This is a genomic window from Microbacterium esteraromaticum, assembly GCF_017303215.1.
Classification (GTDB): domain Bacteria; phylum Actinomycetota; class Actinomycetes; order Actinomycetales; family Microbacteriaceae; genus Microbacterium; species Microbacterium esteraromaticum_C.
Window position 1 is genome coordinate 1,928,276 of sequence record NZ_JAEMWU010000001.1, and the last position, 13,173, is coordinate 1,941,448.

Below are 13,173 nucleotides of genomic sequence, written 5' to 3' on the forward strand. Positions count from 1 at the left end.
GTGAGCGAGGGAGTGCTCGATGCGGTCCGCGCCGACATGCTCATGAGCGGCGCCCTTCGATGCGCTCTGCGAGGGCGAGCAGGACTTCTCGGACCGCCGACGGTACTGCTCCGGTACCCGTGGCCGCGAGCACGTCGTAGAAGCCCGCGAGCTGCTGCTGCACCAGACCGCTCACGAACTCCTCTGCGCCGCACTCGCGCAGGCGATCTCGCAGGCGCTCGGCGCTGGTGAGCGTCAGATCCGGGTCGCCGAAGTCCTCGGCGATGTAAGGCCACAGCCCACTCAGGCGGGCGAAGCAGATGATCGCCGTCTGCTTGCCCTCGCGAAGATCCGAGTACGGGTCCTTTCCATGTTCGTGCGCGTCACCGAACGTCGAGAGCAGATCGTCCTGCAGCTGATAGGCGAGGCCCAGATGCGACCCCGCCGCGCTGAGCGCGTGTTCGAGCTCCGGCGCGGCACCGGCCAGGATCGCCGCCGCACGCAACGGCAACTCGAAGCTGTAGCTAGCCGTCTTCCGGCGGGTCATGGCGAGCACAGTATCGAGATCCGGCGCCACGAGGCCGTCGCTCAGGCCCACATCGGTGAACTCGCCCGCCGTCGTCTCGAAGACGGTGTGGTCGAGAAGATCCAGCAGACGGATGCGCTCCACAGCGGGGGCATCGATGCGCGCGAACACCTGATGGGCGCCCGAGAGCAGCAGACTTCCCGCGAGAATACCCCCGGCCTGCGCCCAATGGGATACGGCGCCGGCACGCGCCTCATCCGCTGTCGTGCGCGCGAGCTCGCCGATCAGGTTGGGGCGTCCGCGTCGGTACAGGTCTCCGTCGATCACATCGTCGTGCAGGAGGAACGCGTAGTGCAGCGCCTCGACGGCTGCAGCGACACGCACAGCGCTGCGGGTATCGGCCCACCCGCCCCGGGTGTTCTGACTCAAGGCGATGTACGTGTCGAGCAGCAGACGCGGTCGAACCAGCTTTCCGCCTTGCATGTGCTCCCCGGCGAGCGACCAGAGGCGGGAGAAGTCGGCGCCGTAGGCCTGGGCGGTTCCCGAAGAGCGCGAGAAGAGCGCACGGATCTCCGCCTCGACGGCGTCGTGCGGGTCGGACGTCTGGCGCGGCTCGCGAACGGTGCTGGTCATCTCGCCTGTCCTTCCGTCTCCATCATGCGCGCCAGTGCGGGCGCCTGCAGGATCATCCAGGGGCTGAACGCGAAAGGCGTCAGCTCTGCGGACCTCAGCAGCGCCTCCGGTGCAACCCAGGCCCATTGCATCACCTCGTCGGGGTTCGGCGACAGGGGGCCGATCACGGTTGCTCGATGCACGGGGCAGACCTCGTTCTCGACGATGCCCCCGGCGTCGACAGCGCGATAGCGGAAGTCCGGATCCACAACACGCACGTCGCGGATCTGCGCCCCCAGCTCCTGCAGCGCCCTCCGTTCGACGGCCGACGTGAGATCCTCGCCGGGCTCGGGGTGGCCGCAGAAGCTGTTGGTCCACACTCCGGGCCAGCTGCGCTTGCCCAACGCGCGCCGGGTGATGAGCACGTTGCCGTCTGCGTCGAAGAGGTAGCAGGAGAACGCCAGGTGCAAGGGCGTCGCGCGGTTGTGCACGCCTTCCTTGTCGGCGGTGCCGATGGCCTGCCCAGACTCGTTCAGCAGCACCACTCGACCCTCGGGGTGAGCGCTGCCTTCCGGGGAAGTTCTGTGGACCGCCATGTCTCGCCTCGCGCTTTCTCCGACCGTGATATCGCTAGCCTAGCGAATAACTCGCCAAGCTGAAAACACCTACTCCGCTATCATATGAACATGTCGAAGCAGGAGAAGGGCAACGCGACTGTTCTGCCGAGCCTTTACGACGTCGAGAAGAACGACCCGGATTCCGCTCTCATCGACAGGACTGGGGTGTCTCCTGAGCACATGCAGGAGATCGCCGCCGTGATGGCCGCGCTGGGGCGGCTGCGCGAAGCCGAGCAGCGCCTGTCCGAGGCGTCTCAGCGCTATATGAAACTGGGGCGGTCGGATATGCGCGCGCTGCACATGCTGATCGTCGCGCAGCACGCGCAGACCGTTGTCACGCCCAGCGCCATCGCAGCGCACCTGAACATCTCGACCGCGTCCACGACGAAACTGCTCGACCGGCTCGAAGCGGCAGGCCACATCACGCGTTCACCGCATCCCAACGATCGCCGAGCGTTGGCCATCTCGATTACTGAGGAGACCAAAGAGGCGGCTAAGCAGACGGTGGGGCGCCTGCAGGCCAAGCGTTTTCACGCGGCAGCGCGATTGACATCCGAGGAACGCGCCACCGTGGTCAGGTTCCTCGAAGACATGACCGAGCAGATCACCCTGCGCAACGAGGCCTGGGCGCAGGGTGAGCACACGGGGGCCGCAGGTCATCGCGCGGAGGGCTAACGCCGCCCCGCCCGAGCGCCCGACTTCACTGCCGTAGCGAGGCCACTGCGTCGTCGGCGCTCCAGAACTCACCGACGAGCCGGAATGCGCGAGAGGCAAGGTGTAGTCGCTCAGCACGGTAGCGAATGCCGAGCGGGTCAACGATGACGCGCAGGTGACCGCGAACGTTTCCCCGCGCATCGATGACGCGCCACAGCGCATCTCCCGCGCGATCAAGGTGCTCCGTACGCGCCCGCAGGCGTGGCGTCGGCCACTGGAGCCGGGGCAGGGTCCCGGATAGGGTGTCGGTGCTGTTGGACATGGTGACTCCTTCCGCTGATTCGAACATACGGACGGGCACCGACATCGCATCGCGTAGACTCATGCGCATGCCTGTCTCATCCCCGTACGCCGCCCGGCTCAGCGAGATTCCGGTCGCGCGTCATGAGGTTGATGTGCTGGGATCGCCCACGGCCTACTGGGTGTACGGTCCGGCCATTGACGTGCCCGACGTACCGACGGTGGTGGCCGTTCACGGGTTCCGCGGCGAGCATCATGGGCTGGAGCCGATCGTCGCGTACCTGCCGGGCATCCGCGTCATCTCGCCGGACCTCCCCGGCTTCGGCGAGACGGTGCCGGTCGCCGAGCGAGAGCACGACCTGGGGTTGTACGCCGGCTGGTTGTGCGAGTTCGCTCGCACCGTGGCCCCGGGTTCTGTCGTCCTCGGACATTCGTTCGGTTCGATCGTTGCGTCTGCGGCGGTCGCCAGCGGACTCGAGACGCCACAGCTGATCCTTGTGAACCCGATCGGTGCACCCGCACTGGAGGGGCCGAAGGGTGTGCTCACCCGGCTCGCGATCTTCTACTACACGATGGGTGCGCGACTACCCGAGAAGCCCGGTACCGCGCTGCTGCGGCATCCTTGGATCGTGCGCGTCGCCAGCATCGCTATGGCGACCACCCCTGATCGTCATCTACGCCGGTTCATCCACGATCAGCACGACACCTACTTCTCGAGCTTCGCGGACCGTGACGTGCTGCACGACGCGTTCGTGACCAGCGTCTCGCACGATGTGCGTGCCTTCGCCGGTGTGATCGACGTGCCCACCCTGCTGATCGCCGCCACGCGAGACCAGATCACACCCATCGAATCCGAACGGGCCCTGGCAGGAATGTTCCCGCAGGCACAGCTTGCCGAGATTAGTGGCGTCGGGCACCTCATCCACTACGAGGCGCCGGCCGAAGCGGCGGGCGCGATCCGCCGGTTCCTCAGGCTTCCCGTCGCGCCAGGCCGATAAGACCTGCCACCCGGAAGGGGATCACCTCTCCCATCGCGAGCGAGGTCTCGGTACGCTCCACGCCATCGATCGCCAGGATGCGGGCGTCCGTGTCGAACAGGTGTCGCGCATCGCGACAGGCGACCCTGGCGAGCAGATCGATCGGACCACTCAGGCCATGGGCCTGCACGATCTCGGGCACTCGGGCGAGCTCGGAGATGATGCGCGGCAACTCGGTCTGGCGCACGCCGATGCTGATGAAGGCCTGCAGAGGAAAGCCCAGCACCTCCGTCGAGAATGAGCGCTCGTAGGACTCCAGCACGCCGGTCTGCTCGAGGCGGGCCATCCGCGCTTGAATCGTGTTGCGCGAGAGTCGCAGGCGCTCCGCCAAGGCGACGACCGTCATGCGAGGGTCTTCGGAGAGGGCCGTGAGCAGTTCGAGATCGACACGATCGAGAGCGGGCATAGTGCCACACGTTAGCAGGTGGAGAACACCTCTGAATGCGCAACATGCTCAACACACCCAGGCATGCTTGAGCGTCGTGTCATGCCGACGTACGCTTCAAGAAGCCCCGACTGAGCTGTCGGGAACGCCGTGAACGCCCCACAAGGGCCCCACGTCAGGAGGACACCGATGTCACCGCACACCACACCGATCGTCGATACAGAGAACGACTTGACCGAGCGCATCATCGCGCCCAACGGTTCCCGCCTGTCGAATCCGCAACTCGACCGCTACGTTCAGGACGTCGACTTCCAGACGCTGCGAGACTTGCACCGCGACATGGTCGTCGTGCGCCGCATCGACTCCGAGGGCGTCGCTCTTCAGCGTCAAGGACAGCTCGGTCTCTGGGCGCCGTGCAACGGGCAGGAAGCCGCACAGGTCGGCACCGCCCGCGCCCTCGAGAAGCGCGACTACGTCTTCCCCAGCTACCGCGAGACCGGCGTCATGTATGCACGCGGCGCGGCACCGGGCGACTACGCCCGCATGTGGCGAGGCGAAGAGGGATCCGCGTACGACCCGGATGCCCTCCGCATCGCGCCGCTGCAGATCATCATCGGTGCGCAGACTCTGCATGCCGTCGGCTACGGAATGGGCATCATGCACGACGGTGCCGACGAGGTCGCCGTGAGCTATTTCGGTGACGGCGCGACCAGTCAGGGCGACGTGAACGAAGCGATGGTGTTCGCCTCGTCGTACCGTGCGCCGGTCGTCTTCGTCTGCCAGAACAACCACTGGGCCATCTCCGAGCCGGTCGGCCTGCAGTCGCAGTACCCGCTCGCCGGGCGCGCCCCCGGCTTCGGCATTCCCAGCATGCGCGTCGATGGCAACGACGTGCTTGCCTGTCTCGCCGCGATGCGCTGGGCCCTCGAGCACGCGCGTTCTGGCAAGGGTCCGGCCTACCTCGAAGCCGTCACCTATCGGATGGGGCCGCACACCACGGCGGATGACCCCAAGCGTTACCGGGACGATGCCGAGCTGGCGCTGTGGCGCGAGCGCGACCCGATCGCCCGCCTGGAGGCGCACCTGCGAGCCGCCGGTGAGCTACCCCAGGAGCACCTCGATGCCGTGCAGGCCGAAGCCGACGCGGTGGCGCGCGACATGCGCGCCGCGACGATCGGAATGGTGACCCGTCCTGCCCTGGCCGTGTTCGATGGTGTGTACGCCGAGCCTCACTCGGGTATCGAGCGCCAGCGCGCCGAGTACGCCGCCTACCTGGCCGCATACGAGGAGGCGTGAGCATGGTGCAGATGACGATGGGCAAGGCCCTCAACGCTGGTCTTCGCCAGGCGATGCGCGATGACGACAAGGTTGTGCTGATGGGCGAGGACATCGGCACTCTCGGAGGTGTGTTCCGCATCACGGACGGCCTGCTCGACGAGTTCGGCAAGCAGCGCGTGATCGACACTCCGCTCGCCGAGTCCGGCATCGTCGGAACCGCCGTCGGTCTCGCATTCCGCGGCTATCGACCGGTCGTCGAGATCCAGTTCGACGGGTTCATCTACCCGGCATTCGATCAGATCGTGTCTCAGGTGGCCAAGCTGCACTACCGCACGCAGGGGCGGGTGAAGATGCCGATCACGATCCGGGTGCCCTGGGCGGGCGGCATCGGTGCGGCCGAGCACCACTCGGAGTCCAACGAGGCGTATTTCGTGCACACCGCAGGTCTGCGCGTGATCGCCGTCTCAGATCCGCAGGACGCCTACCGCTGCCTACAGCAGGCCATCGCCAGCGACGACCCGGTGATCTTCTTCGAGCCGAAGCGGCTCTACCACCACAAGGGCGAGGTCGATCTGGATGCGTCGCTGGCGGATGCGCCGCCGATGGGACTGGCGCGCATCGTGAGGCCGGGAACGGATGCGACGGTCATCACGTACGGCGCCATGGTGAGCACGGCGCTCGACGCCGCCGAAGCAGCGCAAGACGAGGGGATCTCGCTCGAGGTCATCGATCTGCGTTCACTGTCACCCATCGACTACGACACCGTCGCGGCAGCTGTTCGTCGCACCGGCCGTGTCGTCGTCGCGCACGAGGCATCACGCGAGGCGGGAGTCGCAGCTGAGGTGATCGCCAGCATCACCGAGCGCTGCTTCGAATACCTCGAGGCGGCCCCGCTGCGGGTGACCGGGCACGACATCCCGTATCCGCCGGCGAAGCTCGAGAAGTTCCACCTGCCCGATCTCGACCGCATCCTCGATGCCGTCGATCGTGTGATGGACCGACCGAACAGCCTCAGCGAAGCCACCGACGCGAAGGGGGCAGAGCGTTGATCACCGAATTCCGACTTCCCGACCTGGGTGAGGGCCTGACCGAAGCCGAAGTGGTGCAGTGGCTGGTGCAGCCGGGCGACACCGTCGCGCTGAACCAGACCCTCGCCGAGGTCGAGACCGCCAAGGCCGTCGTGGAGCTGCCGTCGCCTTACGAGGGCACGGTCGCTTCGTTGCACGCGGATGCCGGCGAGACCGTCGCCGTCGGCGCCCCGCTGATCGCATTCGACGTCGCCGGGGCCGAAGGCGAGTCCGCGCCGAAGGCCGCAGAGACTGAGGAGACCGCTGAGAAGGCCCAGCCGAACCTCGTCGGCTATGGTGCGGCCCCGTCCTCGGGCGCGCGCCCGGCACGCCGTGCGCGCAGAAGTGCGGCATCCGCGGCATCCGAGTCGGTGGCGGACGCGGCCGTCATCGAGGCCGCACCGCACGATGCCGTTCCGCCGAGCGCGGCGGAGCCTGCGACGGGGGAGCGGCCCCGTTCGACGCCGCCCGTGCGCGCATATGCCAAGCGTCGCGGCGTCGATCTGGTACTGGTCGCTGCGGAGGTCGGCGATCGGGTCATCACGCGTTCCGACATTGATGCCTACGCCGATCGCGTCGGCGCGCCCGAGGCGGAGCCGAAGGCTGTCGCGACAGAGACCAGTGTGCCCGCGGGTGTCGGCGCACCCGCTCGCGGAGAACGCGCACAGACCCGCGTGCCCATCAAGGGTGTGCGCAAGCACACGGCGCAGGCGATGGTGCAGAGCGCCTTCACAGCGCCGCACGTGACGACGTTCCACAGCGTCGACGTCACCGCGACGATGGAACTGATCGATCAGCTGCGCGCCGACCGTTCGCTGGCCGAACACCGGATCGGCCCACTGGTGCTCGTCGCGAAGGCAGTCTGTCTCGCGCTCGGGCGCAACCCGTCGCTGAACGCCACGTGGGACGAGGCCGCGGGTGAGATCGTGCACAACCACTACGTCGACCTCGGCATTGCCGCGGCAACGGACCGAGGACTGATCGTGCCGATCATCCGCGACGCCGAACAGAAGTCGTTGACCGGTATGGCAGACGCCCTCACCCAGCTCACCCAGACGGCGCGCGCGGGCAAGACCAGCCCGGCCGAACTCGCGGGCGGCACGTTCTCGATCACCAACATCGGTGTCTTCGGGATCGACGCGGGTACGCCGATCCTGCCTCCGGGCCAATCCGGCATCCTGGCGGTCGGCGCTGTGCGCAAGCAGCCCTGGGAACACAACGGCGAGATCGCGCTGCGGCAGATCATGACGCTCAGCGTGTCGTTCGATCACCGCCTGGTCGACGGCGCAGAGGGGGCACGGTTCCTGAAGGACGTCTCGGATCTGCTCGAACAGCCGGGACGCGCGATGCTCTTCTGAGCACTCAGCCGGCGGCGGTGAGCAGCGCGCTCAGCGCCATAGCGGTGAGCAACTCGGCGGTGGAGCGTCGAGTTCTCAGCGCCGCGCTCGTGCTGTGCGGCGTCGAGTTGAGCAGACCGAAGCACGCCTGCACGCGCAGGCGTGCTTCGTCGCGCGAGGCGGGCACGATGTCGCCGAGCACATCGATCCACAGTTCGATGTACGCCCGCTGCAGGCGTCGCACCGATGCGCGCGCGTCGGCAGTGAGGTGGGCGATGTCGCGGTCCTGCACACGGATGACATCGGCGTTGCCGAGCGCGAAGTCCACGTGGAACTCGACCAGCGCACGCATCCGTTCCGGCGCGGAGTCATGCGCGGCGGAGACCGCTTCGCCGCCGGATACCAGACGTTCACTGACGCCGATCAGCAGCGCCGCCAACAACGCCTGCTTTCCGGCGAAGTGCCGGTACACGGCGGGGCCGGATATGCCGACCGCCGCTCCGATGTCCTCCAGGCTGGCGCCGGAGTAGCCGCGTTCGGCGAACAGGCGAGCGGAGGCGACCAGGATCGCGTCGGTGCGCTCGGCCTTCGCTCGATCGCGGGGCGTGGAGGGCATTGTCATTTCGGTTAATCCTCGCTAACCTGATTTATCGGGTTAGTGAACACTAACCAATCTCGTACGAGTTGTCAGCACTTCGCTGCCACATCCGCCGTGAGTCGAGGAGGACACGCGATGGTCGTCACCCAATCGACGCTCGCCGAAGAACTGCGGCAGCGCCTTGCCGAGACCGCGCTGGGCGGCCCCGAGCGCTCTCGCGAGCGTCACGTCGCAAGGGGCAAGATGCTGCCGCGCGAGCGCATCGCGCGCCTGCTCGACCCGGGTAGCCCGTTCATCGAAGTCGCCCCGCTCGCCGCGCATGGTCTGTATGACGACCAAGCGCCCGCCGCCGGCGTCGTCGCCGGGATCGGCCTGGTGCATGGGCGGCACGTCATGGTCGTCTGCAATGACCCGACCGTGAAGGGCGGCACCTACTACCCACTCACCGTGAAGAAGCACCTCCGCGCCCAGGAGATCGCACTGGAGAACCGGCTGCCCTGCCTGTACCTGGTTGACTCGGGCGGCGCTTTTCTGCCCAAGCAAGATGAGGTCTTTCCCGACCGCGACCACTTCGGTCGAATCTTCTTCAACCAGGCCCGCATGTCGGCCGAGGGCATCCCACAGCTCGCCGCGGTGCTAGGATCCTGCACCGCCGGCGGCGCGTATGTTCCGGCTATGAGCGACGAGACCGTGATCGTGCGCGGGCAGGGCACGATCTTTCTCGGCGGTCCTCCTCTTGTCAAGGCCGCCATCGGCGAGGTCGTCACGGCCGAGGAACTCGGCGGCGGCGAGCTGCACGCGCGCCGTTCCGGCGTGGTCGACCACCTGGCAGAGGACGACGAGCACGCTCTCGAGATCCTGCGCGACATCGTCGCGACCCTGCCCGCGCCGCACGAGCCGGCCTGGAAGGTCGCCACGGCCAAGCCGCCGCAGGTCTCCGGCAGCATGTACGACGTCGTTCCGGTCGACGTGAACGCCGCCTACGACGTGCACGAGGTGATCGACCGACTGATCGACGTCGACACCTTCCACGAGTTCAAGCGCGAGTACGGCACGACTTTGGTCACCGGATTCGCCGCGCTGCACGGGCATCCGATCGGCATCGTCGCGAACAACGGTGTGCTGTTCGGCGAGTCCGCGGTCAAGGGCGCGCACTTCATCGAGCTGTGCGACCAGCGCGGTATCCCACTGCTGTTCCTGCAGAACATCACCGGCTTCATGGTCGGCACCGACGCTGAGGCCGGCGGCATCGCCAAGGACGGCGCCAAGATGGTCACGGCTGTCGCGACCACCCGCGTGCCGAAGCTGACCGTGATAATCGGCGGCTCGTTCGGCGCCGGGAACTACTCGATGTGCGGACGGGCGTACTCGCCGCGCTTCCTGTGGAGCTGGCCCGCCAGCCGCATCTCGGTGATGGGCGGTGCACAGGCGGCATCCGTCCTCGCGACGGTGAAGGAGGATCAGCTCACCGCCACCGGTTCGTCTTGGAGCGCCGAGGAACGCACCGCGTTCGAGGAGCCCATCCGCGCGCAGTACGAAGCGCAGGGTGAGCCCTACTACGCCACCGCCCGGCTGTGGGACGACGGCATCGTCGACCCCGACCAGACCCGCGACCTGCTCGGACTCGCGCTCGACGTCGTCTCGCGCACCCCGCTGCCCGAACCCCGCTTCGGCCTCTTCCGGATGTGATGCACATGTACGACTGGACACCAGAACTGCTGCACCGCGTCGAGAGCGTCCTCGTCGCCAACCGCGGTGAGATCGCCCGACGGATCATCCGAACGCTGCGCGACCTCGGCATCCGCAGCATCGCCGTTTACAGCGACGCCGATGCCACGGCGCCGCACGTGCGCGAAGCGGATGAGGCGGTGCACATCGGCGCGGCTCCCGCGGCGGAGTCATATCTCGATGTGGCGGCGATCATGGCGGCTGCGCGCACCACCGGGGCGCGCGCGATCCACCCCGGCTACGGCTTCCTGTCCGAGAGCGTCGCCCTTGCCGAGGCCTGCGCCGACGCCGACGTGATCTTCATCGGCCCCGAGGCGCGCGCCCTGCAGATCATGGGTGACAAGGCCCGTGCCCGCGCGCACGTCACGCAGCACGGTGTGCCCGTGGTGCCCGGATTCGACGCGACGGGTCTCGAGGACGAGCAGATTCGCGCCCGTGCCGATGAGGTCGGCTACCCGCTGCTGGTCAAGCCCAGCGCGGGCGGCGGCGGAAAGGGGATGGAGGTCGTCGCGTCATCCGCTGAACTGGCATCCGCCCTCATTTCGGCGCGGCGCATCGCGGCGGCCGCGTTCGGCGACGATGCGCTGGTGCTCGAGCGCCTGGTGCGGCGCCCGCGGCACATCGAAGTTCAGGTGTTCGGTGACGCCCACGGCAATGTCATCGCGCTCGGCGAGCGCGAGTGCACGCTGCAGCGTCGGCACCAGAAGGTGATCGAGGAAGCGCCCGCGGCCCACCTGCCGGAGCCCGTCCGGCAGCGGCTGTGGGATGCGGCCGTCGCCGCCGCGCAGAGCGTGGCGTATGTCGGCGCCGGAACGGTGGAGTTCCTCGTCGAGGCGGATGCCGTCGATCAGATCTTCTTCATCGAGATGAACACGCGGCTCCAGGTCGAGCACCCCGTGACCGAAGAGGTGACCGGCCTCGATCTCGTGGCCCTGCAGCTGTGGGTGGCCGCTGGGGGAGCCCTGTCGCCGGCACCCGAGCTGCGCGGGCATGCCGTCGAGGCGCGGGTGTACGCAGAGTCCCCTGAGCGCGGATTTCTGCCGTCGACGGGTCGGGTGCTGCGTTTCGACGTACCGGCGGGGGTCCGTGTCGACGCCGCCGTCGAGACCGGTTCCGAGGTGACCGGGTTCTACGATCCGATGATCGCGAAGGTGATCGCCTCGGGTCCTGATCGTGCGACGGCGCTGCGCCGCTTGGACGCCGCCCTCTCCCGGACGGTGGTGCTGGGCGTCGAGACAAACATCGCCTTCCTGCGCGCCCTCTGCGCCCACGACCGGGTCGCATCGGGCGATCTGGACACCGGGCTGATCGACACCATGCTTCCGGTGTCGCCCGGTGAGCCGACAGAGCGGATGCTGGCCTCGGTCGCGTCGATCGCGCCGACGTCGAGCGCAGAGACCGGCGCGGTCGGGCCACTCTGGCACGAACTCTCGGGGTGGCGGCTGGGGTCACCCCGGCCGACGGGCCCCGCAGCGTTCCTGACGGATGACGACGAGATCGTCGTCGCGCCCGCGGCCGGCGCGCCGGGCGCCGCCGTCGCCCGCGACGACGACGGCGCGCTCTGGGTGTCGGATCACGGGGTCACGATGCGCCTGCGTCCGCTCTCGCGACGCGAGCGGATGCGTCGCCGGCTGGCGGATCGGATGCCCGATGCCGGGCCGAGCGAGCCCGAGGGGCGTGCGCCCATGCCCGGCAGCATCGTCGCTGTTCATGTCGCGGACGGTGACCGCGTGCGCACGGGCGATCCGCTCGTGTCGATCGAGGCGATGAAGATGGAGCACCCGGTGCTCGCGCCGCACGACGGCATCGTGCATCTGATGGTCGCGTTGGGCGACCAGGTGCGGCGCGACCAACCGGTCGTCCGTGTCAGTGAGGAGGAGACAGCATGACCGATGAGATGCGCTACGCCGATCTCGACGAGGACCAGCGCGAGCTGGCCGCGATGGTGGCCGACTTCGCCGAGCAGGTGGTCGCACCGCAGGCGTACGAGGCCGACCGCACGCACACGCTGAATCTCGACGTGGTGCGGCAGATGGGCGAGATGGGCCTGTTCGGTCTGCCGTTCAGCGAGGAGTACGGCGGGCAGGGAGGTGACTACCTCGCGTTGGGCATCGCGATCGAGGGACTCGCCCGTGTCGATCAGTCGATCGCCATCACGCTCGAGGCGGGCGTGAGCCTGGGTGCCATGCCGATCTACCGCTTCGGTACCGAACAGCAGAAGCGCGAGTACCTGCCGTCGCTGCTCGAAGGTCAGGCCCTCGCCGGATTCGGTCTGACCGAACCCGAGGCCGGCAGCGACGCCGGCGCCACCCGCACCACGGCGCGTCTTGACGGCAATGAGTGGGTGATCGACGGCACGAAGCAGTTCATCACCAACTCCGGCACCGCGATCACGCGGTTCGTCACGGTGACCGCGGTCACCGGCGAGCGCGAGGGGCGCAAGGAGATCTCGACGATCATCGTTCCCAATGGCACCCCGGGGTTCACCGTCGAACCGGCCTACGACAAGGTCGGTTGGAACGCATCCGACACCCACCCCCTCACCCTGCAGGGTGTGCGCGTGCCGGAGGAGAATCTGCTCGGCGAGCGCGGAGCGGGTTTCCGCAACTTCCTCAGCATTCTCGACGAGGGGCGCATCGCGATCGCCGCGCTGGCGACGGGAGCAGCCGAGGGCTGCCTCGAGGCCGCGGTCGACTACGCGCGGCAGCGCACGGTGTTCGGCGCGGCGCTCAGTACCCGGCAGAACGCGCAGTTCACTCTGGCGCGTATGCGGGCTCGGGTGCACACCGCCCGTCTCGCCTGGCACCATGCGGCGCGACTGCGTGATGCCGGCAAGCCATTCGCCGAGGCGGCGGCCATCGCCAAGCTGGTCGCGGGCGACGCGGCGATGGACAATGCCCGCGACGCCACGCAGATCTTCGGCGGCAACGGGTTCATGAACGAATACCCCGTGGCACGTCACTACCGCGACTCGAAGATCCTCGAAATCGGCGAGGGCACCACCGAGGTGCAGCTTCTCGTCATCGCGCGGGCGCTGGGCCTGGCCGGGTAGCGT

Annotated in this window: 13 protein-coding genes; 8 read left to right on the forward strand and 5 right to left on the reverse strand. The window is 67.9% G+C overall.

Going from position 1 to position 13,173, the window contains the following annotated elements; all coding sequences use genetic code 11:
• Positions 1-40: 40 nt before the first annotated feature.
• Both JF543_RS08850 and idi read right to left on the reverse strand, forming a co-directional pair.
• Entirely contained in the window at positions 41-1,138 is a 1,098-nt protein-coding gene (locus JF543_RS08850) for a polyprenyl synthetase family protein (protein ID WP_179410882.1), read from the reverse strand.
• Positions 1,135-1,713 carry an isopentenyl-diphosphate Delta-isomerase gene (gene idi / locus JF543_RS08855; RefSeq protein ID WP_179410881.1) on the reverse strand — a complete coding sequence of 193 codons (579 nt, stop codon included), beginning with the start codon at positions 1,711-1,713 and terminating at the stop codon, positions 1,135-1,137. Before idi ends, JF543_RS08850 begins: the two co-directional genes overlap by 4 nt.
• Positions 1,714-1,803: 90 nt before the next feature.
• Between idi and JF543_RS08860 the strand changes: the two genes are divergently transcribed.
• Positions 1,804-2,409, forward strand: coding sequence for a MarR family winged helix-turn-helix transcriptional regulator (locus tag JF543_RS08860; RefSeq protein WP_206820551.1), 606 nt, complete (start codon positions 1,804-1,806; stop codon positions 2,407-2,409).
• Between the two features lie 25 nt (positions 2,410-2,434).
• Here JF543_RS08860 and JF543_RS08865 read toward each other — a convergent pair whose 3' ends face one another.
• Entirely contained in the window at positions 2,435-2,710 is a 276-nt protein-coding gene (locus JF543_RS08865; RefSeq protein ID WP_179410879.1) for a hypothetical protein, read from the reverse strand.
• 67 nt (positions 2,711-2,777) lie between these two features.
• Between JF543_RS08865 and JF543_RS08870 the strand changes: the two genes are divergently transcribed.
• The gene (locus JF543_RS08870; protein WP_179410878.1) at positions 2,778-3,686 is read left to right on the forward strand and encodes an alpha/beta fold hydrolase; all 909 of its coding nucleotides are present in this window, start codon (positions 2,778-2,780) and stop codon (positions 3,684-3,686) included.
• Here the strand turns inward: JF543_RS08870 and JF543_RS08875 are convergent.
• A complete protein-coding gene (locus JF543_RS08875; RefSeq protein WP_179410877.1) occupies positions 3,658-4,131 on the reverse strand; it encodes an Lrp/AsnC family transcriptional regulator in 474 nt (157 codons plus the stop codon). The two genes, JF543_RS08870 and JF543_RS08875, sit on opposite strands and share 29 nt — an antisense overlap.
• Positions 4,132-4,299: 168 nt before the next feature.
• Between JF543_RS08875 and pdhA the strand changes: the two genes are divergently transcribed.
• From pdhA to JF543_RS08890, 3 genes are read left to right on the forward strand one after another with little or no spacing between them, the layout of a single operon-like run.
• Positions 4,300-5,406 carry a pyruvate dehydrogenase (acetyl-transferring) E1 component subunit alpha gene (gene pdhA / locus JF543_RS08880; RefSeq protein WP_206549909.1) on the forward strand — a complete coding sequence of 369 codons (1,107 nt, stop codon included), beginning with the start codon at positions 4,300-4,302 and terminating at the stop codon, positions 5,404-5,406.
• A gap of 2 nt (positions 5,407-5,408) precedes the next feature.
• Entirely contained in the window at positions 5,409-6,437 is a 1,029-nt protein-coding gene (locus tag JF543_RS08885; protein WP_179411861.1) for an alpha-ketoacid dehydrogenase subunit beta, read from the forward strand.
• Positions 6,434-7,813: a dihydrolipoamide acetyltransferase family protein gene (locus JF543_RS08890; protein ID WP_179410875.1), complete on the forward strand. Its 1,380-nt coding sequence runs from the start codon at positions 6,434-6,436 to the stop codon at positions 7,811-7,813. Before JF543_RS08885 ends, JF543_RS08890 begins: the two co-directional genes overlap by 4 nt.
• Positions 7,814-7,817: 4 nt before the next feature.
• Here the strand turns inward: JF543_RS08890 and JF543_RS08895 are convergent, their stop codons facing one another.
• Complete coding sequence (locus JF543_RS08895) at positions 7,818-8,414, reverse strand: TetR/AcrR family transcriptional regulator (RefSeq protein WP_277987082.1); 597 nt, start codon at positions 8,412-8,414, stop codon at positions 7,818-7,820.
• 111 nt (positions 8,415-8,525) lie between these two features.
• On the opposite strand from JF543_RS08895, the gene JF543_RS08900 reads away from it, so the two are divergent.
• From JF543_RS08900 to JF543_RS08910, 3 genes are read left to right on the forward strand one after another with little or no spacing between them, the layout of a single operon-like run.
• Positions 8,526-10,079 carry a carboxyl transferase domain-containing protein gene (locus JF543_RS08900; protein ID WP_179410874.1) on the forward strand — a complete coding sequence of 518 codons (1,554 nt, stop codon included), beginning with the start codon at positions 8,526-8,528 and terminating at the stop codon, positions 10,077-10,079.
• 5 nt (positions 10,080-10,084) lie between these two features.
• Positions 10,085-12,007, forward strand: coding sequence for an acetyl/propionyl/methylcrotonyl-CoA carboxylase subunit alpha (locus JF543_RS08905; RefSeq protein ID WP_206823781.1), 1,923 nt, complete (start codon positions 10,085-10,087; stop codon positions 12,005-12,007).
• Positions 12,004-13,170: an acyl-CoA dehydrogenase family protein gene (locus tag JF543_RS08910; RefSeq protein ID WP_410340059.1), complete on the forward strand. Its 1,167-nt coding sequence runs from the start codon at positions 12,004-12,006 to the stop codon at positions 13,168-13,170. Before JF543_RS08905 ends, JF543_RS08910 begins: the two co-directional genes overlap by 4 nt.
• The last annotated feature ends 3 nt before the right edge of the window (positions 13,171-13,173 follow it).